A 22789-nucleotide genomic window follows, 5' to 3' on the forward strand; every position below is an offset into this window, starting at 1 on the left:
AAACAGCAGAAATGTCTTTAGAGTTGCCGCCCCAACCCCGCCAGGACAAAGCCCGGCTGCTGCGTGAGCGGCTGCGGAGCGGACAGCTGCTGAAAGCGGTCGGGGCGCACGACGGATTCACCGCACTGCTCGCGGACCGGCACTCCTTCGACGCCCTGTGGGTGAGCGGTCTCGGCATATCGGCGTCGCACGGGCTGCCGGACGCCAGCATCCTGACCATGACCGACTTCCTGGCCGCCGCGCGCATCGCGGACCGGGCCTCCAAACTCCCCGTCATCGCAGACTGCGACAACGGCTTCGGGGACGTCAACAACATCGTGCACATGGTGTCCGAGTACGAGCGGGCGGGCATCGCCGCCGTCTGCATCGAGGACAAGCGGTTCCCCAAGCGCAACAGTTTCAGCGAGGGCCAGCGGCTCGCCGACCCGCACGAGTTCGCGGCCAACGTCATGGCGGCCAAGAAGGCCCAGCGGACCGCGGACTTCACCGTCATCGCCCGCGTCGAGTCCCTGGTCGCCGGGGAGCGCGTGGACGACGCGCTGCACCGCGCCGATCTCTATACGGCGGCGGGCGCGGATGCCATCGTCATCCACTCCAAGGCGAAGGTGGCGGACGAGGTGCTCGCCTTCGCCCACCGGTTCCGGGCGGCGCACGAGCACGTCCCCCTGGTCGTCATACCCACCACATATCCGCTGGTGACCGAGGAAGAACTGACCGCGGCCGGGGTCTCCGTGGTCATCTACGCCAACCAGATGCTGCGTGCCTTCGTGGGCGCGGCCGACAGCGTGCTCTCGCGCATCCTCGCCGACCGCACGGCCGGCGCCGCCGACACCGAACTGGTCGACGTGCGCTACGTCCTGGAGCTCATCGGGACCGGCGCCATATCCGCGAACAGCGCATGGCAGGAGGAGGCGACCGAGCTGTCGCGTGCCTCCGGCCCACGCGTTTGACACCCCATCACCCTTCCGCCCCTCTCAGCGAACAGGATGACTCATGGTCGAGAAAGAACTCGCGCCAGTCGCGCGGGCCATGCGCCACTTCGTCATGTCGGCCAACCACCACGTGGGCGGCAGCCTCTCACCGGTGGACTTCCTCACCGCGTTGTACTTCTCCGGGGACTACCGTCTCGACGTCACTCAGCGGCTGGCCGCTGACCGCGACAAGTATGTGCACTCCAAGGGGCACGCGGCCGCGGCGCATTACTTCGCGCTGTGGCTGCACGGGTGGCTCGGCGACGTACCGCTCGACGAGCTGCTGACATTCGGGGCGGTCAACCACCGGTTGCCGCGCATTCCCCAGATACAGCAGCCCCGTGGCCTCGAGATGACCACCGGTTCCCTCGGCCAGGGCCTCTCGTTCGCCAACGGCCTCGCCCTCGCCGACCGGCGGGCCGGGCGGGACACCCAGACGCTGGTGCTCTTCGGTGACGCCGAGCTGAGCGAGGGCCAGGTCTGGGAGTCGGCGCAGACCACCGTGCGGCTGGGTCTGGAGAATGTGACGGTGGCCGTCGACGCCAATGGATTCGGCAGCCATATGAGCACCCTGCGCGACTCCATCGGCTCGTGGTGGAAGGGGTTCGGCTGGAAGATCTTCGATGTGGACGGCCACGACCTGGCGGCCGTCCACCAGGGCCTGACGCGGACCCGCGAGGAGTCGGCGCCGAGCGTGCTCCTGATGCACACCACGAAGGGTTACGGGCTGCTCCCGCCGTACAGCGACAGCCCCGACGCGGGTGGCGAGGTACCGGTCGAGTACCGGCCGCAGTACGACCTGGAGACGGACATCGAGGAAGCGCTGCGGGCGGTGGCCGAGCGCTTCCCGCAGTCGTCGGCCGCCCGCCAGGAGCCGCTGGCCGAGCCGGTGGCCCCGGTGCGCGAGAGCGTCCGGCTGTCCTGGGACCCGGCCCGCAATCCGGTCGGCCAGAAGATGGTGAGCAAGAAGTTCGCCGAGGAACTGGTGGACCACATCGCCCCGGGCGGCGACCTGTTCGTGGTGTCGCCGGACGCGATCCGCAACTCCGGGCTGCTGCCGATGCTCGACGCGCACCGCTCATGGAGCTGGTCCAACCCGACGAGCCCGGTGCTGGAGCACCAGATCGCTGAGCAGGACGTGGCCTCGATGGCCGCCGGCGCCACGGCCGCCGGGCTGCGGACGGTGGTCTTCCTGATGGAGGGCTTCGTCTGGCGGATGATCGACTCGCTGCGGCAGTCGATCTGCTTCCCCGGCATTCCCGTCGTGATCGTCGGAACCTCCGCGGGCCTCGGTGACGAACTCGGGCAGATGGTGCAGTCCGACGCGTGCTTCGCCGCTGTACGCAGCCTGCCGGGCCTGACAGTCCTGGAAGCGAATGACATCAACGAGGCAAAGGTGTTGTTCAACGAGGCGCTGGCGCTCGGCCGCCCTGTCTATCTGCGGCTGGCGCACGAGGCGCTGCCCGTCCTGACGGACCTGGGGCAGTTGCTTGCCCGGGACGCCTCGACCGGGGTCTGGACCCTGCGCGACGAGGAGGAGCCGGACCTGGTCGTGCTGGCCGCCGGGTCGATGGTGCCACAGGCGCTGGAAGCCGCCGACCGGCTCAGCGCTGAGGGGGACATCCGGATCCGGGTGGCCAACGTCTTCTCCGCCAGCAGGTTCGCCGGCCGCGACCTCGCCTTCCGCCGCGAAGTGGTCCCGCTCGACGTGCCGTCGCTCAGCGTCCACAACGGTCCGCCCTCGGTGCTGGGGGAGTTCCTGTCGCCGCATTCCACCGCCATCGGCCTCACCGACTACGGCATGCACGGCAAGCCGGTCAGCGATCTGTACGAAGCGTGTGGGCTCGGGGTCGGCGACATCGTCCGGGCGGCCCAGAAGCTGCTCTCCGATGGCTGAGGCAGTTCCGTATCGGAGCTCGGTCCGGCCGGTGCCCCGGCGTCGGCTGGGCCGGGACCTGAGCTGTTCCGCCGTCGGCCTGGGCTGCATGGGCATGAGCGATTTCTACGTAGTCGCGGACCGGGCGGAGTCGATCCGTACCATCCAAGCCGCCGTGGACGCCGGAATCACCCTGCTGGACACGGCGGACGTCTATGGCCCGTTCAGCAACGAGCGGCTGCTCGGCGAGGCCCTGCGCGGTCGGCGCGACCGGGTACTGGTGAGCACCAAGGCCGGCCAGCTTCGGCGTGCGGACGACCCCGCCTACCGTGGTCTGGACGGCAGCCCGGAGCACATCCACCGGGCCTGCGACGCCAGTTTGGAGCGGCTGGGAGTGGAGACCATCGACCTGTACCTGCTGCACCGGGTGGACCGCCGGGTGCCTGTCGAGGACTCGATCGGTGCGATGGCAGAGCTGGTGACAGCGGGCAAGGTGCGCTCCATCGGGCTGTCCGAGGTGCGGGCGGCGACTCTTCGGCGCGCGGCGGCCGTCCATCCGGTGAGCGTGGTCCAGACCGAGTACTCCCTGTGGTCGCGCGAAGTGGAGGACGAGGTGCTGCCTGCCCTGCGCGAACTGGGCGGCAGCCTGATCGCGTATGCCCCTCTCGGCCGCGGTTTCCTCACTGGTCGGCTCGACATCGCCAAGCTCTCCAACGACGACTACCGGCGCGGGCTGCCACGCCTGCTACCGGAAAACCTCGGCCGCAACGAGGTACTGGTACGGCGGCTCGCCCGGCTCGCCGAGGCATGGGGGCTCACTCCCGCACAACTCGCCCTGTCCTGGGTGCTTGACCGCGGGGATGACGTGGTAGCTCTGATGGGCACCACCCGCCGGAGCCACCTGGCGGAGAACCTTGCCGCCGCGGCGGTGACCCTGACCGCGGCGCAGGCCGCGGAACTGGAGGCCGCGTTCCCGGCGGACGCCGCCGCCGGCGACAGATACGCGAGCCGCGCCACCATCGACGGCTGACGCGCCCGGGTCCCGCCACCTGACGCAGTGGCGGGGCCCGGGCCTCGACAAAAGGGAGGAGCAGCAGGATGAGCGTCCTGTGGGCGTCCTGGAATCAGCGGCACCGACTTGGACAGACCTTGTCCGACGCGGCCGGGGACGTGCGAAATGCCCACCACACCGTTGCCTCCTTGTGTGCGGACGGTTTCTTCGACGAGCGTGCTATGCGCACCGCCTGGCACGCCCTGCAACTGCGGCACCCGGTGCTGGCCAGCGGCTTTGACCCGCACTCGGGCCGCTGGACGATACCGGAACGGCCGGAGCCCACCGACTTGACCATCACGCAGCCGCCGGCTCGACTGTCTGCAACAGCGGCGGGCCCCGGCGCGAGCGTATTGGCCGACGATGCGGTGCCGGCGCTGCTCAGGGAAGCTGCGGCCCGTCCGTTCAACCTGGTCGACGGGCCGCTGGCCAGGCTGCTTGTCGTTCCGTTGAGCAGCTCCCGCACGCTGCTCCAGCTCACTGTGGAGCACCTCATCAGCGACGGTTGGTCGCTGAACGTGCTGATGCGGGACCTGGCGGCGCTCTACTCGGCCGCGCTCAAGGGCGAGCCCCCGCGGCTGCCGCCGCCCGCGGACGAGGCGTTCCCGGAATTCGTGCGCAGGCAGAACATCATGCTCGAGTCCGGGCCGGGCCGGGCCGCGGTGCGGGCTCTCGCTGACCTGGTGAGCGACACGGGCCCGGTGCCGGCCACCCCCATCGCCGGTTTCAGCGGCAGCCGGACCATCCGCTACGACCGGCGCGACAGCATCGTGCGACGGCTCGATGCGCCGCTGTGCCAGGCGCTCACCAAGCGTGCGCGGGCCGCCGGGATGAGCCCACCGACGCTGATGCACGCGGCCCTGCATGACGGGCTGTGGCGGCTGTCCGATGCCCAGCGGGTGGCCACGACCCTGTCCACGGCCAACCGCGACGCGGCCGGGGCGGACAGCATGGTGGGCTGGCTGTCCAGCAAGGTGGTGGTGACCAGCGCGCCGGGCCGGACCACTGACCTGGATGACTTCCTGGCAGCCTTCCACCGCCGGGTGCTCAGCGCCTTCGACCTGGCCCGCGTTCCTTGGCCCCGCCTCATCGCCGAGATGACCCCCTGGGCCCTGGGGCGGCACACCTCGGAGCCCTATGTCACCTTCAACGCACAAACGGTCGGGATGCTGCGCTATCTCGGGCCCTTGCAGTTCGAGAACCTGACCATCACGACGCTGCCGGTCTCGGTCGGATGGCACGACGCGTCTATCGCGACGTTCTGGAACGAGGACTCCGACGGCATGCGGGTGACCATCAACTGGAAGACGGACTGGTACCAGGCGCCGGACATTGAGCGTCTGTGGACCGCCATCCGTGACACGCTACGGAGGTGGGCCGGAACGGAAACCGGTTGATCCAGACGAAACGGCCTTGACGCGGGGCCGTTCTCACCCGTCGAGTGCCGCCGCCATGTGGTCGAGGTCGGCGAGGAGCTCGGCGAGACGTTGCTCCGGGACGGCGTCGGTCACGCGCTGGTCGATGGCGTAGACGGCGGAGCGTGCCGCCACGAGTCGACGGTGGCCCTCCTCGGTGAGGTGGGTGGGCAGAGCGCACGCCTGCGTCACAGGAACCGGTGACAACGGACACAGCGACGCGAGCCGCCTGGTGGACCACGTCGTTCCCGGCCTCGACCAGCAGGCGGCGGTGTGGCGCTCTGCCGAGTTTCACGCCGAACTGGCAGCGCAGGTCCTGAAACCCGGTCTGGGCAAAACCGTGGTCTGAAAGGCGGCACTGCCCGGGCTGATACCCCGGCGCCGCCGGCGCCAGGTCTTCCCGGTAACCCCCGGTACGGCGCTCGGCCTTCGCCGGCCCGCGGACGGCTTGTCGACCACCGCGCAGGACCGTTCGTCTCTTCGCCGGCCACTCCGCAGTGGCAGTAAGCGTCAACAGGTTGTCATTGCGGCCGCGCCCGAGGCGGATACAGACTGTGATCGTGACGCAGCGACGTGTTGTGACAGTCGTCTATCCGGGTGCTCAGGCACTGGACATCACCGGACCCATCGAAGTGTTGGACACCGTGAACCGGCTGTTGTCCGAGCCGGGCACCGGCTACCGGATCGAGTGTGTCTCGGCTGATGCGCCCCTGGTGCGGACCTCGTCCGGGGTGGTGATTCAGGCCGAGCCGTTGGACGCGGGCGAGGGCCCCATCGACACCCTTCTCGTCCCAGGCGGCTGGGGATTGAAGGATGCCCTGGCGGACCGGACGCTGATCTCCTGGATCGGGCGGGCGGCGACCCGCTCACGAAGGGTCGCATCCGTCTGCGGTGGGTCGTTCCTGCTCGCCGAGGCCGGCCTCCTGGACGGGCGGCGTGCCACCACGCACTGGGCGTACTGCGAGGACATGGCGCGCCGTTATCCGCACGTGGCGGTGGACCCAGAGCCGATCTTCGTCTGGGACGGGCCGTACGTCACCTCGGCAGGCGTGTCCACGGGAATCGACATGGCCCTCGCGCTGGTCGAAGCCGACCATGGTGCGGCGTGCGCACTGGATATGGCCCGCTTTCTCGTCCTGGTCTTCAAACGGCAGGGCGGCCAGTCCCAGTTCAGTACGATGCTCGACGCGCAGCTGGCCGACCGCGCGCCGATCCGGGATGCACAGCAGTGGATCGTGGACCATCTCGATCGCCCGCTGCCGGTGCCCCAGTTAGCCGAGCGTGCCAACATGAGTCCGCGCAACTTCGCCCGGGTCTTCCGGCGCGAGGTGGGCGCGACACCGGGCCAGTACGTGGCGCGGGTGCGCATCGCCCGAGCCCGCATGTTGCTGGAGAGCACCGACCTGGCCGTCGGCCAGGTCGCCCCGCGGTGTGGATTCCTGACGGTCGAAACATTCATCCGGACGTTCGGCCGGGCCGTCGGGGTCAATCCGAGCGATTACCGGCAACGCTTCCAAGCCCTGTCGCCGTCCGGCCTCATCCTCGGGACCGACCGAGAGCAGGTGAGCTCGGCATGACGGCCGCCGGCCCCATACGCCTTGTCGACTATCTGGCCACGGAACTGGGCCGGGCCGGAGTCAGCCACGTCTTCGGTGTCGGCGGCGCGAACATCGAAGATCTGTACGACGCCGTTCACCACACCGCCGGCCTGGTGCGTTCCGTCGTGGCGAAACACGAGTTCTCCGCGGTCACGATGGCTGACGGGTACTCCCGGGCCACAGCGCGCCTCGGGGTCGTCGCGGCCACCTCGGGCGGCGGAGCGATGAACCTGGTGCCCGGGCTGACGGAGGCGTACGCCTCTCGGATCCCCGTGCTGGCGCTGGTGGGACAGCCGCCCACCGCTCTGGAAGGTCAGGGCGCGTTCCAGGACTCCAGTGGCAAGGCGGGCTCCTTCGACGCGCGAGAGGTGTTCGAGCCCGTCTCCCGGTTCTGCGCCCGGGTCACCGAGCCGGACTCGATCGTGGAACTGCTGGCGCGCGCGGTGACGACGGCACAGACGGATCCCAAGGGCCCCGCGGTGCTGCTGCTGCCCAAGGACGTGCAGCAGGCACCCGTCGCCCTCCCGCCGACGCGGGTGGACTCACCCGTCCAGCCACCCCCGCCGCCGGTAGGGCCGGACGCTACGGCCGTGGACCGGGCGGTGCGCGTGCTGGGCGCCGCCGACCACGTCCTGGTGATCGCGGGCGAGGGCGTGGCCACCGCGGCGGCGCGGACGGAGCTGGCCGAGTTGGTGCGGCGCCTCGGAGCCTGCGTGGCCGTCACCCCGGACGCCAAGGACGTCTTCGACAACCACGATTCCCGCTTCGTCGGGGTCGCCGGAGTCATGGGGCACCTCAACGTCGAGCAGTGCCTGCGGCGGTCCGACGCCTGCCTGCTGGTCGGGACCCGGCTGCCGTTGATGGCCCGCGGCGGTCTGGAAGCGGCACTCGCCGACACCCCGGTGATCTGCGTCGATCCGGAACCTCCCTTCGTGGCGGGCACGGCGCTCAGCGGCGGCCTGCGGGAAACGCTGCGTACGTTGACCGGCCGGCTGGAACCGCGGTCTCATGACCTGCCCGGCCACGGGGAGCTCGCCACGCTGCCGGTTCCGCCCAACGGTGGCGCCGAGTCCTACCTCCACGCGCTCGCCGCGATCGAGGCGGCCCTGCCACCGGACGCTCACGTCTTCGTTGATGCCGGGAACGTCGGGGCCAGCGCCATCCACCTGCTTCCCGCCCCGCGCCACGGCCGGTTCGTGGTGGCGGTGGGCATGGGCGGCATGGGCTACACCTTCGGGGCGGGCATCGGTGCCGCGCTCGCCACCGGGCGTCGCACCTACGTCATCGCCGGGGACGGGGCGTTCTTCATGCACGGAATGGAGGTACACACCGCGGTGGAGTACGCCGCACCCGTCACCTTCGTGATCCTCAACAACAACGCGCACGCCATGTGCGTGACCCGCGAAGACCTGTTCCAGGGCGGGGCCCGCGGCGACAACCTCTTCCTGCCGGCCGATATCGCCGGTGGCGCGGCCGCGATGTTCCCGGCCCTTGACGTGGCCCGGGCGGAGTCCGCCGCTCAGCTGCACCGGGCGCTGCTGCGGACCAACCGCAGCCCCGGACCGGCCTTGGCCGCCATGGACTTCGACCCTCGTGAAATACCGCCGTTCCTTCCCTTCCTGACCGCATTTGGCCAGAACCCCACCGACGTCGAGGAGAACTCGCATGAGCACGGACCGGTCCACGTTGGCTGACGTCCCCGGACTGATCCGGGTGGAGAACACCCCACCGGAGCAGTTGGCGGCCCACTGCGCCGAGATGACCCGCGAGTCCTACCCGCATCAGCAGGTCTACGGGCAGTACTGCACGATCCAGGAGTACGTCGACTGTCCGCCGGAGATCACCTACGACTACTTGCGTCAGGGACACCATCTGGAGGAATGGACGTGCAGCATGCGGCAGTTCAGGCCTGCCGGGCCCCCTGGTCTGTGGGTCGGCCTCGACCTGCTGGAGCCGGGTACCGACATCTACTGCAGGACAGTCGCCCACCCCGAGGCCATGACGGTGGACTACCACTGTGCCTGGGACCAGGGGGAGAAACTCTGGATGGTCTACATGATGCGGGTGATCCCGGCGGAGCTGGTGCTCGACCGGCCGGGTTCGCTGATCACCTGGACCAACTGCCGCCACCCGTACTACGAGACCAACCCCTACCCCGAACGTGCTCCGCACCCGGACCGGCGATGGGTCGGCGAGTACTGGAACTTGTTCTACGCCGGTCACACCGTGGAGATGAACAACCTCAAGGCGATCCTGGAACACCGCCACCTGAACGGCCTGCCGGTCAGTGTGCCCCCCGCGGCGGTGATGCGGTGACGACCGTCAGCCTCACCGACGTCGCCGGCTACCTGCCCGGCGATCCGGTCCCCGCGGAGTTCTACACCTCTCACCCCGAGGCGGAGGACAAGCTCCGCGACAGCCCGATGTTCAAGGTCCCGCCGTTACGGCACCACGTCGCCCCCGGCGAGAGCAACGTGGACATGATCGAGCGTGCGATGCAGCCGCTGGTCGAAAGGCACGGCCGGGACGAGATCCGGGGCGTGGACGTCCTCCTGGTGCACAGCCAGCTGCCGGATGTGCCGTTCGTGGGCGCGGGCACGGAGGTGGCCCGACGCCTGGGACTGAGTCCCGAGTGGCTCGTCGACGTGGCCAACGCCGGCTGCGCGTCCTTCATCCACATGCTCGGGCTGGCCCGGCAGATCCTGACCACCACCGAGGCGAGGACGGCCCTGCTCTGCAACGCGCAGAGCGCCGCGGGGCGGCTGTTCACCCAGTCGGAGGTGCGCAAACTCGCCCAGGCGGCGATTCCGGGCGACGGCTGCGGTGTGGGGTACCTCACCACCTCGGACGCGGCACCGGTGCTGGGGGTCGAGACCCGGCACGTCGGCGACTACGCCGGCGACATGACCATGGTGTGTGACGACGGCCGCAGGTACTGGGAACCGGGGGAGGCGCAACTTCGGATCGGCTTCACCGAGGCGGGGGTCGCGAGGGTGCTGGACCGCGGCAACCGTCTCGTTCCCGAGGTCGTCACGGACCTGTGCGGACGGCTCGGCAAGGCCGGCACCGACATCGACACCCTCGTCACCAACCAGCCCAACCGGACCTTTCTGCACAACTGGCGGCACACGTTGGAGGTACCGCCCGAAAGGCATCCGGACACCTTCGATCAGTACGGCAACCTCTTCGGCGCGGCGATCCCCATCACCCTGGACCATGCCATCCGCACGGGGCGAGTCCCTGACGGAGGCCTGGTGGTGCTCGGCGGATTCGCACACGCCGGTGACTTCGCCGGAGCAGCGGCGATCCGCTGGCACGGCGGAGGCGGCCGATGACGCTGCACCGCCTGGCACTGAACGAGAGCCCCTACCCCCCGCTGCCGTCCGTGCGGGAGGCCATGGCACACGCCACCGCGCAGGCCAACCGGTACCCCGAGTTCCTGCCTGACCGGCTCACCGAGCTCATCGCCGACTGGTGCCGGGTGGCCCCGGAGTCCGTCGCGGTGGGCAGCGGCTCGGTAGGGGTGGCGCTCCAACTGCTCCATGCGGTGATCAAGCCCGGCGACGCCCAGGCGTACGCGTGGCGGACCTTCGACGCCTATCCGCTGTTGGCCGGTATGGCGGGGGCCATACCCGTGCCCGCACCCCTGCTGCCCGACGGCCGCCAGGACCTGCCCGCACTCGCCCGCGCGATCGGCGACCGCACGGGTGTGGTGGTCGTGTGCAACCCGCACAACCCCACCGGCACGCTGGTCACCGCAACCGAGTTGGCGGCGTTCCTCGCACGAATCCCCGAACACGTCATCGTGGTGCTGGACGAGGCGTACATCGAGTTCGCCCGCCACCCCGAGCTGCCGGACAGCCGTGCGCTCCTGCGCGCGCACCCGAACCTGCTGGTCCTGCGGACCTTCTCCAAGGCCTACGGACTGGCCGCCCTGCGGATCGGCTACGGGCTGGGCCACCCCGCCCTGATCGCCCGCATCCGTTGTCAGCAACTGCCGTACGGAATCAACGCGGTGGCCGCCGCGGCTGTCGAGGCCTCCCTCCGCGCGGGCGACGAGTTGCGGCAGCGCATCGACACCGTCGTCGCCGAACGCGAACGCCTCAGCGGCGAACTCGCCCAGCTCGGGCAACATGTCACCCATAGTCACGCCAACTGCCTCTGGCTCGGCACCCCCAACCCGCTTGAGGACTGTGCCGCCGCCCTGGCCACCGCGGGAATCCAGGCCCGCCACTACGAGGGGGAGGGCATTCGCCTCACCATCGGCGAGCGCGCGGCCAACAACGCTGCCCTCCGCGCTCTGGCCCCACTCGGCCGACGACTCAAAGAGTGTGTGGCCCGATGAGTCGTGTTTGATATCCCTTAGCCCTCCGCCGTCCCGTCCGAAACCCACATCGTCGACCATCCCGAAGACGACCACGATGACGAGGGTCTGCGACACGTCCTGCCAGCCGAGGGAAGTCGCCCCGGCCTTGAACAACAGGCCGCCGAGCCGGACCCTGGACAACGGACCGCATGGAGCGGCGCACCGCACATCCCCCCGCGGCCACCAGAAGAATCGCCGTACATGTTCGGCGAGCAACCTCCAGGACGCTTACTTTCAGACTCCAGCGTCTGCTCAAAGGCTGTAAGTGCGCTTTTTCGAAGGGCGGCACGGCTTACCCATCCCGTTGCTCGGGTGGGCCTGCGGGAGCCGCGGTATGAGAACCATCTGAGGGCAGAGGCGTCAGGAAGCCTGGGTGACTTCGGTCGACTGCTTCTCAGAGCCGGCTCCGAGCGGTGCGGGTTCGTCGGACAGGAAGCGGTTCAGGACGTTCCCCATGAGGCGCGACGCATTGTTGTCATAGTTGTTGTGCGACAGCGAACCGCAGTAGGCGATCGAGCCGGCCGACCATACGCCGCCGCCGTTGGGGGTGGGGAAGTAGACGATGTCGGCACGCACGCGCGGGTCTTCGGTTCCGCCCGTGCCCGGGGCGTTGAAGTACAGCTCCTCCAGCACTTCGAGGTAGATGTCGGTGTGGTCCTGCGACGCGGCCGCGATCACCGTCTCGAGGGGCGTGCCGAGTTCGGCGTCGTAGATGTCGAGTTCCAGGCCTGCGGCGCCGTCGCCCACGAGCCCGAAATCGCCGAGCTTCCCGTTCTTCTCGATGCCCTCGAACATCCAGGAGGCGACACCGTTGAAGGTGTCCGGAGTGTGCCGGTAGTAGGACGAGACGTCGAAGCCCTGTGCCACGAATCCGACACCGACGAGGCGCTGCGGGGCTCGTCCTCGATGCCGCCACAAGGTGCCGTACTCCCCGGTGAACGAGAGGTGGAACTCGCCGGGCTTGCAGCGCCACGCGTTCGAGCCGTGTCCCTTGCGGACCTCGATGATGTTCTTGTTCTCGGGGTCGTAGTTGATGACCCAGTAGAACCCGTTGGCGCCGAGGTACATCATGCGGCCCCCGGTGTCGAGGTAGCCGTTCAGCGCGTCGAGCATCTGCTCCGAGTAGTACTCGGGATGGGATCCGGTGAGGACCACGCGGTAGGGCTTGAGCGCGCTCACACCTTCGTGGTGCAGGTCCTCGTCGGTGATGACATCGAAGTCGTACTCCTTCTCGATGAGCCAGTCGATGAGGTGCAGGTCCGCGTTGAACTGCCATAGCGACGGGGAGAGCCAATGCCGGAATCCTGGGCGCATGTTGAGGATGGGGCGCAGACGGGTCGAGTAGGCCACCCCCGAGCCGTCGCTGTGGGTGTCATACGTCGAGCGTCCGAACTCGCGGCGTTCACTGAGCACGATGTTCTGCTGTTGGAGGACGGGCGCTCGTGCGATGAGCAACTGGGCGAGGGGGGTCGAGACGGCGACGTGGTCATTGGCGTAGGCCATGTAGCTCGCCGTCGGCGCCAGGAAGCAGATCTTCTTCTCCCGGCCTTCGCGGGAACGCACATAGAACGGTACGTAGTCGGTGTCGTCCTCGGCGCGCAACCGCGCCGCGTACAGGCCGGAGACGAGGTCCTCCGGGACGGTCAGCGTGAAGCCGACTTGCCACCTGGCGTCGTCGAGATCGTCGTCGTGGAAGTGGATGGCGCCGTACTGCTCCGGCGCGTGGATGAAGTTCTGCTCGCGTGCCTGCCAGTTGTAGCCGGTGACGGCTCTGGTGGGCACGTTCACCGTGCGGCCGTGCAGTCGGTTCGGGGAGACGTCGGTGATGTGGCGGGTGCCCCGGATGCCGGAGTCGGTGATCTCCTCCTGGAAGTTCCACGCTGCCGCCAGTGTCGCCCCGCGGACCGCGTCGACCTGCGAGACGATCTGTGCCGGGGAGAGGGCTTCGCGGTGGATGCGCGGCCGGTCCAGCTTGCCGTTGTAGTGGCCTGCGACCACGACGCCAATGAGTTCGTCGGTCAGCGCCTCCACGTAGCCGGCCATCACCAACGGAACGTCGTTGTCCGAGGCCGGCGTGGTCCGAGCCCGTCCGGTGACCACCGCGGTGGTCGACTCCAGCGACGACGCGATCGTGAACCGCCCGTTGGCCGGGGTCACGAACGGCTCCTGGCAAAGTCGGATCTCGCCGTCGGTGTTCACCGACCCGGACGCGAGGTACCAGGTGCCCGCGAGCAGCGGCTTGCCGGAGGTGACCTTCTGCACTGTGCCGGAGCCGTCGCCGAGCCAGAGCTGCAGACAGCCGTCGTCGCCGATGAACAGGCCGTATCCGGCCTGCCTGCCCTCATGCCACTTGGTGACCAGCCCTTGGACTCCCTTGTTCGGGGTCGTGGGGGCGATGAACACCTGCAGCGTGAAGGCCGTGTCCACCTGAAGCGTCGGGTGATCGTCCACGAGTATGTGCGAGCCGGCATGGACGCGTTGGACCCGGCCGGGGAAGTCGGCGTCGACCTCGGTGTGCACGGGCTCGATCTTGAAACCCGGACCGTCGGGATTGGTGTCCCCGTGGATCAGCTTGACGATGTCCGCGTGGTACTGCTCGGCGTCGCAACTGACGAGGAAGTCCACCTGCCGGCCGGGACGGAGGCTCAGTTGATCGCTATAGCCGACGATCTTCATGGGAACTCATCCCTCACTCCGTGAGCAGCCCGGCGTCGCGTAGACGCTTGAGGAACAAGGCGTGCTCCGCCTCGTATCGATCAGGGAACGCCTCGTCGAGGAGTTGTGGCGGCACGTCGTCGCGGATCACTGCGATTCGCCACTCCTCGTGCGGTTTGGTGCAGACGAGGATGTATTTGCCGGTCATCTCGAAGTGGTGCCTGCGCAGGTAGGTGAGGACCCGCTCAAGGTCGTCGCTGTGCTTGCCGATGGGTCGGCGCCGATGCTCCTCGATGATCTCGGGCCTGACGCGCGGCTTGATCTCGGTTTCGAAGACGTGATTCTCGACTTGGCGGTAAACGGCATGTTCGCGCGCGTTCTGCTCGTCGAGCGAGGGGAGAACAATGCCCATGGGTCCCTCCCGGATGTGCGGAGCGATTGAGCGAGGGAGGCGGACAGGTGCTCCGCCACGACGGGCCGCGACCCGAGTGGGGCGGTCTCGAGGTGTGGGTGTGCGACAGCGCACGTCCGACGCATCCATCTACTTGGCGCATCCGCCTCGACATGCGGCGCTCGCCGTTGGGGCACCAGAAACAACGGCACTACCAACCAGTGTGTCGGGTGTCCCGGCATGACGCACCTTGTCCACGAAGAACGGGCCGGCGAACAGCCTCAAAGTCTCCGCGCGGTGCGAGCTTGCCGGTACTCGTTGATGAGGCCGGCGACGGCCTCGTGGCGTTCAACCCGAGCCGTTGACAGGGGGATGATGCGAGAGTTCTCCGTGCCGAGCCGGATGATCAGGTCGCGGACGTCCTCCGGTAGGGGCGGGCGCCCCGGGGGCGGCGGCAGTGTCCGCATCTTGGTTACCAGGCGCTGGTGCCAGGCCAGCAGGGTCCGAGGTGAGACGATCCGGTCCCCGCGCAGGGATCGCGGGAGCAATCGGGCGAGGGCAGTCATCAGGGCCCGGTCCGGCCGGCTGGGTCCGGGCGCGGCGACCTGTCGGCGCAGGACTGCGACCTCGTGCCGCAGGATCAGTATCTGCGCCTCATTGGCAGCCGGTGATCGGGACAAGAGCACCAGCCACGCGACGACGCGTGAAGTGACCGGATACAGCATCCGTACCGAGCACGAGGACCGATTCTGTCGTGCAGCTCAGCGAGCCCGTTACTTGAGGTCAGGCGCAGTCAAGCCATTCCGGAGCGCTACGCGCCGGCCTGGTGGTACCGGGGTGGGGATTCCACCGACGACCGACGGGACGACACCGAGCGCTCGCACCCCGAGGACGGCAACGCCTGACGCCACACCATCGGCCCGATACCGCCGATCGGCTGGCAGTGTGCGGCGAACCAGTCATCTTCACGCCCCCGGCGGGTCTCTCCCGACCCGGTGGGAACACTCCCCCCAACCCGAGGAGAGCAGAGAGGGCACAGATGAGCGACGACTTCGTGCTGGACGTGAGCAGGATCCGCGAAGAGGCCCGCCGGAAGATGGCGGCCGGACCGGTGACGCACACCTACGGCCTGGACGAGGACCGGGTCATCGGCATCCTCAACGACGTCATCGCGACCGAGGTGGTGTGCTGGCTGCGTTACACCCGCCACGCCATCTCGGCCAGCGGAATCGACCGCGCCCAGGTGTCCGCGGAATTCACCGAGCACGCGGCGGAGGAGATGCAACACGCGCTGCGCGCCGCCGCACGCGTCTCCCAGCTCGGCGGTGACCCCGACTTCGACCCCGCCTCGCTGACCCGGCGCGCCCACACCGACTACACCACACCGGCCGACAACGACTTGAAGGCGATGCTGGAGCACAACCTGCTCGCCGAGCGCATCGTGATCGCCAGTTACCAGGAGATCATCCGCTGGCTGGGCGACCACGACCCGACCACCCGCCGGCTGATGGAGTCGATCCTGGAGGAAGAGGAAAAGCACGCAGACGACCTGGTGGACCTGATCGGCGTCTGACAGCCGTGTAGGTGCCGAGAATTACGTTCGTGTAGGTCAGGCGACAGGTTGGCACGTGGAGGATGCCGCCGATGCGGTCGCGTCGGATGCATCGTGGCGCGGGAGCGCAGAGCGTGTCGGCGCCGATTGCGTGATCAGGAGGTGGCCGGTGTGACCCGCTCGACGAACTGGACCACGACCCCGTTGGGGTCAGTGATCTGGAAGAGCCGCTCACCCCATGGTTCTTCGCGCAGCGGCATGGTGATCGTCACGCCCTGGTCACGGAGTCGCCGTTCCTCGGCTTCGAGGCCGGTGATGGTGAACGCCAGGATGAGGCCGGCCGCGCGGTGGTCACGCTGATCGGCGGGCAGGACGTCGATGCCGCGTCGTGCGGACCGCCAAGCACTATGCGCGGTTGCTCGCCACCGCCGGGGTTCACCCTGGACACGGTGGAGCCACTGCGCCTGGACCGCTTCCTGCTCCGGGCCCGGCGCACCGCCGCGTACCCTGCCAGGACCTCGGAGTAGCCATGGGCGTCTTCCGAAGTGACTACCGCGTGGAGCCTCCGCTCCGCCCACCGAGGACGCACCGGACCACTGGCTGCGCCTCTTCCGCGCCCGGGAACGCCTGCTGCACGCGGAACTCACCGCCGCCCTGCGCGCCGCTGAGGCGCTGGGCATCGACGCCTTCACGGCCTGGGACACTCACACCGACCTGGCCCAGCGGTTCGCCGAAGCGCACCTGGCACGCGTGACCGCGGAGGCAGCCCATGCCGCGTACCGCCCCGGCGAGCCGCCCTCCGGCTCCGCCACCGACATCCGTGCGCAGCTCTACCAGCTCTTCTGCCTGGAGGAGATCACCGCTCACAGCGGCTGGTACCACGAGGCCGGGCTGCTCACCGTCGAGGACACCCGTGCCCTGCCCGACAGACTGGCCCACACCTGCCGCACCCTCATGCCCCGGTTGGACGAGACGCAGGCCGTACTCGACGTTCCGTCCGCACTGACCCGGGGCCCACTCGCCGGGCCGGACTAGGTGGCCGATCTGTACGCCCAACTCGAGGAGAGACCACCACCGTTTCCCCGCCCCGGCCGCGGGCACACAGTATGACGGGGTCGCCGCGCAAAGGCCGGGTCCGAGGCGCGCGTTACCGAGCGGCCCGGGCGGGCACAACCCCCTACCACCGGTCGTAGCCTCGCCGCCCACGTGGGTCGGGCGGCGCTCAGCGCCCGGGTGCTCCCGCACGCAGTCCGTCCATGACGAGGTCCAGAAGCCGGGTGACACGCGGTTGCCAGTCCCCGCGGGGATCGATCTGCCAGAGGCCGGCGATGGAGAGGAGGAAGTCGTCCGCGGTCACTCCCGGGCGGATGGTGCCGGCCTCCTGGTTGGCCCGCAGCAGGAGTTCGGCCGCGGAGGTCACCGGGGCGTGTCCCGGTTTCGCCATGTTCCCGGGTGCGCTGGTGGCCTGGCGTATCGCGTCCGCCAGTCCGGCCTTGGCCATGGCGAACTGGGCGAGGCGGTCCATCCACTCCCGCAGGGCGTGGTCCGGTTCCCGGGCCTTGAGCAACTGGGCCGCGGTGTCGGCGACCTGCTGCATCTCGTAGCGGTAGATCTCCAGCACGAGCGACTCGCGGTTGGGGAAGTTGCGGTAGAACGTGCCCTGACCGACGCCCGCCTTCTTGGCGATCGCGTTCAGCGGGGCGTCCGCGCAGCGCGTCAGCTCGGCCAGGGCCACTTCCAGGATGCGCTCGCGATTCCGTTGCGCGTCCGAGCGCAGAGGCGCGTCTTTCTTCTGCTGCACTCGTCCTCCTCGCGGGCTCATGGTCGAACCGGGCCTTGCCAAGCGGACAGCTGTCCGGTACGTTTCCGAGTATTGGACAGCTGTCCGGTTAGGTCCACCATAGCGCCGGATGCAGCCGGCGTGGGCGGTCGGTGGCGATCGCGACCGGCGTTCCTTCCCCCGCATCCTGCACGCTTCCGAGCCGACATCGCTACGTACAGCGCCATCTCCCTGTCTCCTGATTCGTCTGCCTGCCGGATCGTCCCGACGACGTGCCCCGGATATGCGAAAGAAGGCTGCTCATGGCCCCATCGACGTCCAGCGCCATCACCTTGCACATCAACGGCGAGAAGTACACGCTGCCCGTTGACCACCGCACCACCCTGCTCGACGCACTGCGTGAGCGTCTCGATCTGACCGGCACAAAGAAGGGCTGCGACCAGGGCCAGTGCGGTGCTTGCACCGTGCTGCTCGACGGACGCCGGGCTGTCTCCTGTCTGCAGCTCGCGGTGGCGGCCGAGGGGCGTGAGATCACCACCATCGAAGGCGTGGCCGACGGCGAGCGGCTGCACCCGGTGCAGCAGGCGTTCCTCGACCTCGACGGCTACCAGTGCGGCTACTGCACGCCCGGTCAGATCTGTTCGGCCGTCGCGGTGATCGAGGAGCACGCGGCAGGCTGGCCGAGCGCCGTCACCGACGACGTCCGGCCTGAGGCGGGACCGCCGCCGCTGACCGCCGACGAGATCCGGGAGCGGATGAGCGGCAACCTGTGCCGGTGCGGCGCGTACGTGTCGATCGTCCAGGCGGTCGCCCGGGCGGCCGCGGTCGAGGCGGAGGCGGCGGCATGAGGGAGTTCGGCTATCAGCGGGTGTTCGACGTCTCCGGCGCGGTCGCGCTGCTCGGCGCCGATCCGGACGCGCGCTTCCTCGGCGGCGGCACCAACCTCGTCGACCTGATGAAGAGCGGTGTCGAGAGGCCGGCCCGGCTCATCGACGTACGCGAACTGCCCCTCGACCGTATCGAGTTGACGAAGGACGGCGGCCTGCGCATTGGCGCTACCGTCACCAACAGTGACCTTGCCGCCCATCCCGAAGTCCGCCGCCGCTACCCGGCGTTGGCGCAGGCGGTGCTGGCCGGCGCCTCGGGCCAGCTGCGCAACATGGCCACGGTCGGCGGGAATCTGCTTCAGCGCACCCGATGCGGCTATTTCGCCGACGTGGCCAGACCATGCAACAAGCGCGTCCCCGGCAGCGGTTGCCCCGCCATCGGGGGCGAGCACCACAACCACGCGATCCTGGGCGCCTCCGAACACTGCGTGGCGGTCCACCCCTCGGACATGGGCGTGGCGCTGACGGCCTTCGATGCCGTCGTCTCGTACGAAACGGCCGACGGGCCGGGCGAGTTGCCGCTCACCGAGTTCTATCTGCCCGTGGGCGAGACCCCACACATGGAGACCGCCCTGCCGCCGGGAGCGCTGATCACCGGCGTCACCCTGCCACCCGCTCCGGTCGCCGCCCGCTCCCGCTACCGGAAGGTGCGCGAGCGCGCCTCGTACGCGTTCGCGATCGGCTCGATCGCCGCCGCGCTCGACGTCCGGGACGGAGCCGTACGCGATGTCCGCCTGGCCTTCGGTGCGGTCGCCTCCCGGCCGTGGCGGGCCCGGGAGGCCGAGCGGGTGCTGACCGGGGCACCGGCCGACGCCGAAACCTTCGCCGCCGCCGCGGACGCCGAACTGGCAGCCGCCAAGCCGCTGCCCCAGAACGGATACAAGGTGACCCTGATGCGCAACCTCGTGGTGGCCGTGCTGACCGAACTCGCCGAGGAGGCCGCCCGATGACCACGGTCACGACCGGAACCACGACCGTGAAAGGCGCCGTCGGCGTCGCGCACACCCGCGTGGAGGGCCGGGACAAGGTCACCGGAGCGGCCCGCTACGCGGGAGAGATTCCCTTCGCCGAACTCGCCCACGGCTGGCTGGTGTTGTCCACCGTCACCCGCGGCCGCATCCGCTCGGTGGAGACCGCCCCCGTCCTCGGGATGCCCGGCGTCCTCACCGTCCTGCACCACGGCAACGCCCCGCGCGTCGAGACCGACTACATAGGGCTGCTGGGGAACCTGCCCGACCCGACCGCCGCGGTCTTCCAGCACGACCGCGTGCCGCACATGGGCTGGCCCGTGGCGCTGGTCGTCGCCGAGACGTCCGAGCAGGCCAGGGAGGCCGCCGAAGCGCTGGTGGTCCGGTACGACGAGGAACCGCACGACGTCGCGTTCTTCGAGGGACATCCGGGTACGTACACGCCGGCGGACGTCCCCCACGCACAGGCGGTGGCCGAGAAGGGGGACCTGGAGTCCGAACTCGCCCTGTCCGCCGTCGTCGTGGACGCGGAGTACACCACACCCGAAGAGCACCACAGCCCGATGGAACCGCATGCGGCGACGGCCCGCTGGGACAGCGGCCGGCTCGAAGTCGTCGACTCCAACCAGGGCAGCACATGGGTCGCGGAGGAGCTCGCGAAGCTGTTCTCGCTCGACCCGGCGTCGGTGCGGGTGCGCTCCGAACACGTCGGCGGCGGCTTCGGCTCCAAGGGGGTCCGCCCGCACCAGGTGGCCGCCGTGATGGCCGCGACCGCCCTCCAGCGCCCGGTCAGAGTAGTGCTGACCCGTCGTCAGATGTTTTCGCTCGTCGGTTACCGGAGCCCCACGGCGCAGCGGATCAGGCTCGGCGCCGACGCCGACGGGCGGCTGCGCGCGCTGGAGCACCGCTCCCTGAACCTCACGTCGACCGTTCATGAGTTCGTCGAGCCGAGCGCCGGGGTGGGGCGGGTACTGTACGACGCCGAGGCCCACCACACCGCCAACCGGGTCGTACGGCTCGATGTGCCGACACCGACGTGGATGCGCGCGCCGGGTGAGGCACCGGGGTCGTTCGCGCTGGAATCCGCGCTCGACGAACTGGCCGAGAGGTGCGGCATCGACCCGATCGCGCTGCGCGCCCGCAATGAGCCCGAGACAGGCCCCGTGTCCGGACTGCCGTTCAGCAGCCGCAATCTGCTCGCCTGCTTCCACGAGGGCGCCCGCAGGTTCGGCTGGGCGGACCGGGATCCGCGTCCCGGCCTGCGCCGCGAAGGGCGCCGGCTGCTCGGGACCGGCACGGCGGCAGCCTTCTTCCCCGCGGGAGCCGCCCCCTCCACAGCGGCCGTGACGGCGGAGGCGGACGGCACCTTTACCGTACGGATCACCGCGGCGGACATCGGAACCGGAGCGCGGACCGCGCTGACCCTGATCGCCGCCGACGCGCTGGAGGTGGCACCGGACCGCGTCCGTGTGCGCATCGGAGACAGCGACTTCGGCCCGGCGATGATCGCCGGCGGCTCGATGGGCACCCGCTCCTGGGCGTGGGCGGTCACGGCCGCGGCGGGCGACCTGCGGGAGCAACTGGCCCTGGGCGGCGCCATTCCGCCGGAGGGAATCACGGTGCGTTCGGACACCTCCGCGGCCATCGCTGCCCTCGCGCATAAGGAACGGCACTCGTTCGGAGCGCAGTTCGCCGAGGTCGCCGTGGACGTCACCACCGGCGAGGTACGCGTACGGCGCATGCTGGGGATCTTCGCGGCGGGCCGGATCGTCAACCCCCTCACGGCGCACGGCCAGTTGGTCGGCGGTATGACCTGGGGCATCTCCATGGCCCTGCACGAGGAGGCGGTCAGGGACCAGGCCTCGGGCGGCCACGTCGGTGCCGACCTCGCCGGCTACCACTTCGCCGCGCACGCCGACGTTCCGCACATCGAGGCGGACTGGGTCGACGACCCGGATGAGGACGACCCGGTCGGGATCAAGGGCATCGGAGAGATCGGGATCGTGGGCGCCGCGGCGGCGATCGCCAACGCGGTCTGGCACGCGACCGGCGTACGCCACCGGAGCCTGCCGATCCGGCCCGACCGCGTCCTGCTGGCGGGTACGGGTACGGGTACGGGAGCACGGGATGCTTGACATCGCCGAGGAGTTGAACCGCTGGGCCGAGGAGGGCCGGGACTTCGCCGTCGCCACCGTCGTGGCCGTCGGCGGCAGCGCGCCGCGCAGTCCCGGCGCCGCCCTCGCCGTGGACAGCGAGGGCACGGCCGTCGGCTCGGTCTCCGGCGGCTGCGTGGAAGGAGCGGTGTACGACCTGTGTCTCCAGGCCCTCCGGGACGGACAGACCGTCCTGGAGCGATTCGGCTACAGCGACGAGGACGCCTTCGCGGTCGGGCTGACCTGCGGCGGGGTCATCGACATCCTGATCACGCCGGTCGGCGCGGACGCACCCGGCAGGACGGTGTTCGGGGCCGCGCTGTCGGCTGCCGCCCGGGGCGAGCCGGCTGCCGTCGCCCGGGTCGCCCGGGGTCCGGCCGAACTCCTCGGCAGGGCCCTGCTCGTGCGCTCCGACCGGTCGTACGAAGGCGGTCTCGGCGGCCACGCGGAGCTTGACCGGACGGCTGCGGCCGAGGCCCGTGCCATGGTGGACACGGGGCGCACCGGCACGGTCGACCTCTCGGAGGACGGATCGCACTGCCCCGGCGGCATCACACTGATCGTCGAGTCGAGCGTGCCACCGCCCCGCCTGATCGTCTTCGGGGCGATCGACTTCGCCGCGGCCCTCGTGCGCGCGGGCACGTTCCTCGGCTACCACGTGACCGTGTGCGACGCCCGCCCCGTCTTCGCCACGCGGGCCCGCTTCCCCGAGGCGGACGACATCGTGGTCGACTGGCCCCACCGCTACCTGCGGCGCACGGCGACCGACAGCCGCACAGTCCTGTGCGTGCTCACCCACGACGCCAAGTTCGACGTACCCCTGCTGGAGGCGGCCCTGCGGATGCCGGTCGCGTTCGTCGGCGCGATGGGCTCGCGCCGCACCCACGAGGACCGCAACCGGAGGCTGCGTGAAGCCGGCGTCAGCGAGCGGGAGTTGGCTCGGCTGAGGTCGCCGATCGGCCTCGACCTCGGCGCCCGTACGCCCGAGGAGACCGCCCTGTCCATCGCGGCGGAGATCGTCGCGGCCCGGCGGGGCGGCACGGGCGTTCCGTTGACCGGCTCGGGGACGCCGATTCACCGTGACGGGGGAGAGCGGGGAGCCGTGGCGGCCGCAGCCTGACGGCTC

The 22789-nt window shown here is 69.7% G+C and carries 19 protein-coding genes and 1 pseudogene; 16 read left to right on the forward strand and 4 right to left on the reverse strand.

Translation table 11 applies throughout. From position 1 onward, the window contains the following. Positions 1 to 11: 11 nt before the first annotated feature. The 10 genes from ABZS71_RS28670 (at position 12) to ABZS71_RS28715 (ending at position 11256) form a co-directional block, all read left to right on the forward strand. Positions 12 to 950, forward strand: coding sequence for an isocitrate lyase/phosphoenolpyruvate mutase family protein (locus ABZS71_RS28670; protein WP_355856174.1), 939 nt, complete (start codon positions 12 to 14; stop codon positions 948 to 950). Positions 951 to 993: 43 nt separating this feature from the next. Further along, positions 994 to 2868 (forward strand): transketolase C-terminal domain-containing protein, encoded by a 1875-nt coding sequence (locus ABZS71_RS28675; RefSeq protein WP_356214748.1) that lies wholly within the window; start codon positions 994 to 996, stop codon positions 2866 to 2868. Beyond that, entirely contained in the window at positions 2861 to 3877 is a 1017-nt protein-coding gene (locus ABZS71_RS28680; RefSeq protein ID WP_356214750.1) for an aldo/keto reductase, read from the forward strand. Before ABZS71_RS28675 ends, ABZS71_RS28680 begins: the two co-directional genes overlap by 8 nt. Positions 3878 to 3945: 68 nt before the next feature. Continuing rightward, positions 3946 to 5295: a condensation domain-containing protein gene (locus tag ABZS71_RS28685; RefSeq protein ID WP_356214753.1), complete on the forward strand. Its 1350-nt coding sequence runs from the start codon at positions 3946 to 3948 to the stop codon at positions 5293 to 5295. A 184-nt stretch (positions 5296 to 5479) separates the two neighbouring features. Continuing rightward, positions 5480 to 5662 carry a hypothetical protein gene (locus tag ABZS71_RS28690; RefSeq protein WP_356214755.1) on the forward strand — a complete coding sequence of 61 codons (183 nt, stop codon included), beginning with the start codon at positions 5480 to 5482 and terminating at the stop codon, positions 5660 to 5662. A gap of 211 nt (positions 5663 to 5873) precedes the next feature. Then, on the forward strand, positions 5874 to 6890 hold the full coding sequence (locus ABZS71_RS28695; RefSeq protein ID WP_355856204.1) for a GlxA family transcriptional regulator: 1017 nt from the start codon (positions 5874 to 5876) through the stop codon (positions 6888 to 6890). Beyond that, positions 6887 to 8605, forward strand: a complete 1719-nt coding sequence (locus ABZS71_RS28700) for a thiamine pyrophosphate-binding protein (RefSeq protein WP_356214757.1) — start codon at positions 6887 to 6889, stop codon at positions 8603 to 8605. Before ABZS71_RS28695 ends, ABZS71_RS28700 begins: the two co-directional genes overlap by 4 nt. After that, positions 8577 to 9227 carry an SRPBCC family protein gene (locus ABZS71_RS28705; protein ID WP_355856160.1) on the forward strand — a complete coding sequence of 217 codons (651 nt, stop codon included), beginning with the start codon at positions 8577 to 8579 and terminating at the stop codon, positions 9225 to 9227. The genes ABZS71_RS28700 and ABZS71_RS28705 overlap by 29 nt, the downstream gene beginning before the upstream one ends. After that, complete coding sequence (locus ABZS71_RS28710) at positions 9224 to 10246, forward strand: 3-oxoacyl-[acyl-carrier-protein] synthase III C-terminal domain-containing protein (RefSeq protein WP_356214759.1); 1023 nt, start codon at positions 9224 to 9226, stop codon at positions 10244 to 10246. Before ABZS71_RS28705 ends, ABZS71_RS28710 begins: the two co-directional genes overlap by 4 nt. Then, entirely contained in the window at positions 10243 to 11256 is a 1014-nt protein-coding gene (locus ABZS71_RS28715; RefSeq protein WP_356214761.1) for a histidinol-phosphate transaminase, read from the forward strand. Before ABZS71_RS28710 ends, ABZS71_RS28715 begins: the two co-directional genes overlap by 4 nt. Before the next feature lie 381 nt (positions 11257 to 11637). On the opposite strand, the gene ABZS71_RS28720 is transcribed toward ABZS71_RS28715, so the two are convergent. Next, the gene (locus ABZS71_RS28720; RefSeq protein WP_356214763.1) at positions 11638 to 13953 is read right to left on the reverse strand and encodes a N,N-dimethylformamidase beta subunit family domain-containing protein; all 2316 of its coding nucleotides are present in this window, start codon (positions 13951 to 13953) and stop codon (positions 11638 to 11640) included. A 13-nt stretch (positions 13954 to 13966) separates the two neighbouring features. Further along, a complete protein-coding gene (locus ABZS71_RS28725) occupies positions 13967 to 14344 on the reverse strand; it encodes a hypothetical protein (RefSeq protein WP_355856148.1) in 378 nt (125 codons plus the stop codon). 1018 nt (positions 14345 to 15362) lie between these two features. Here ABZS71_RS28725 and ABZS71_RS28730 point away from each other — a divergent pair. Beyond that, positions 15363 to 15896: a ferritin-like domain-containing protein gene (locus tag ABZS71_RS28730; protein WP_355856145.1), complete on the forward strand. Its 534-nt coding sequence runs from the start codon at positions 15363 to 15365 to the stop codon at positions 15894 to 15896. Between the two features lie 134 nt (positions 15897 to 16030). On the opposite strand, the pseudogene ABZS71_RS28735 reads toward ABZS71_RS28730, so the two are convergent. Beyond that, positions 16031 to 16261: pseudogene (locus ABZS71_RS28735) on the reverse strand (VOC family protein); the annotation flags it as partial. Between the two features lie 214 nt (positions 16262 to 16475). On the opposite strand from ABZS71_RS28735, the gene ABZS71_RS28740 reads away from it, so the two are divergent. Then, on the forward strand, positions 16476 to 16910 hold the full coding sequence (locus tag ABZS71_RS28740; protein ID WP_356214795.1) for an acyl-CoA dehydrogenase: 435 nt from the start codon (positions 16476 to 16478) through the stop codon (positions 16908 to 16910). Between the two features lie 187 nt (positions 16911 to 17097). Here ABZS71_RS28740 and ABZS71_RS28745 read toward each other — a convergent pair whose 3' ends face one another. After that, on the reverse strand, positions 17098 to 17676 hold the full coding sequence (locus ABZS71_RS28745; protein ID WP_356214765.1) for a TetR/AcrR family transcriptional regulator: 579 nt from the start codon (positions 17674 to 17676) through the stop codon (positions 17098 to 17100). Between the two features lie 281 nt (positions 17677 to 17957). Here ABZS71_RS28745 and ABZS71_RS28750 point away from each other — a divergent pair, with 281 nt between their 5' ends. Genes ABZS71_RS28750 through ABZS71_RS28765 form a run of 4 tightly spaced genes read left to right on the forward strand, consistent with a single transcriptional unit; the run spans position 17958 to position 22783 of the window. Next, entirely contained in the window at positions 17958 to 18503 is a 546-nt protein-coding gene (locus ABZS71_RS28750; RefSeq protein WP_356214767.1) for a 2Fe-2S iron-sulfur cluster-binding protein, read from the forward strand. After that, positions 18500 to 19492 carry a xanthine dehydrogenase family protein subunit M gene (locus tag ABZS71_RS28755; RefSeq protein WP_356214769.1) on the forward strand — a complete coding sequence of 331 codons (993 nt, stop codon included), beginning with the start codon at positions 18500 to 18502 and terminating at the stop codon, positions 19490 to 19492. The genes ABZS71_RS28750 and ABZS71_RS28755 overlap by 4 nt, the downstream gene beginning before the upstream one ends. Further along, complete coding sequence (locus ABZS71_RS28760; protein WP_356214771.1) at positions 19489 to 21645, forward strand: xanthine dehydrogenase family protein molybdopterin-binding subunit; 2157 nt, start codon at positions 19489 to 19491, stop codon at positions 21643 to 21645. Before ABZS71_RS28755 ends, ABZS71_RS28760 begins: the two co-directional genes overlap by 4 nt. Next, positions 21638 to 22783, forward strand: a complete 1146-nt coding sequence (locus ABZS71_RS28765) for an XdhC/CoxI family protein (RefSeq protein WP_356214773.1) — start codon at positions 21638 to 21640, stop codon at positions 22781 to 22783. The genes ABZS71_RS28760 and ABZS71_RS28765 overlap by 8 nt, the downstream gene beginning before the upstream one ends. Positions 22784 to 22789: the final 6 nt, after the last annotated feature.

Origin of the sequence: Streptomyces sp. NPDC005393 (assembly GCF_040606675.1) — a bacterium.
GTDB lineage: Bacteria > Actinomycetota > Actinomycetes > Streptomycetales > Streptomycetaceae > Streptomyces.

What these genes read in the sequence shown, in the direction of transcription:
- ABZS71_RS28725 (WP_355856148.1), bottom strand. Translation starts at nt 14,344, where the DNA reads ATGGGCATTGTTCTCCCCTCGCTCGACGAGCAGAACGCGCGCGAACAT.
- ABZS71_RS28680 (WP_356214750.1), top strand. Translation starts at nt 2,861, where the DNA reads ATGGCTGAGGCAGTTCCGTATCGGAGCTCGGTCCGGCCGGTGCCCCGG.
- ABZS71_RS28670 (WP_355856174.1), top strand. Translation starts at nt 12, where the DNA reads ATGTCTTTAGAGTTGCCGCCCCAACCCCGCCAGGACAAAGCCCGGCTG.
- ABZS71_RS28700 (WP_356214757.1), top strand. Translation starts at nt 6,887, where the DNA reads ATGACGGCCGCCGGCCCCATACGCCTTGTCGACTATCTGGCCACGGAA.
- ABZS71_RS28685 (WP_356214753.1), top strand. Translation starts at nt 3,946, where the DNA reads ATGAGCGTCCTGTGGGCGTCCTGGAATCAGCGGCACCGACTTGGACAG.
- ABZS71_RS28675 (WP_356214748.1), top strand. Translation starts at nt 994, where the DNA reads ATGGTCGAGAAAGAACTCGCGCCAGTCGCGCGGGCCATGCGCCACTTC.
- ABZS71_RS28705 (WP_355856160.1), top strand. Translation starts at nt 8,577, where the DNA reads ATGAGCACGGACCGGTCCACGTTGGCTGACGTCCCCGGACTGATCCGG.
- ABZS71_RS28720 (WP_356214763.1), bottom strand. Translation starts at nt 13,953, where the DNA reads ATGAAGATCGTCGGCTATAGCGATCAACTGAGCCTCCGTCCCGGCCGG.
- ABZS71_RS28755 (WP_356214769.1), top strand. Translation starts at nt 18,500, where the DNA reads ATGAGGGAGTTCGGCTATCAGCGGGTGTTCGACGTCTCCGGCGCGGTC.
- ABZS71_RS28715 (WP_356214761.1), top strand. Translation starts at nt 10,243, where the DNA reads ATGACGCTGCACCGCCTGGCACTGAACGAGAGCCCCTACCCCCCGCTG.
- ABZS71_RS28760 (WP_356214771.1), top strand. Translation starts at nt 19,489, where the DNA reads ATGACCACGGTCACGACCGGAACCACGACCGTGAAAGGCGCCGTCGGC.
- ABZS71_RS28765 (WP_356214773.1), top strand. Translation starts at nt 21,638, where the DNA reads ATGCTTGACATCGCCGAGGAGTTGAACCGCTGGGCCGAGGAGGGCCGG.
- ABZS71_RS28730 (WP_355856145.1), top strand. Translation starts at nt 15,363, where the DNA reads ATGAGCGACGACTTCGTGCTGGACGTGAGCAGGATCCGCGAAGAGGCC.
- ABZS71_RS28750 (WP_356214767.1), top strand. Translation starts at nt 17,958, where the DNA reads ATGGCCCCATCGACGTCCAGCGCCATCACCTTGCACATCAACGGCGAG.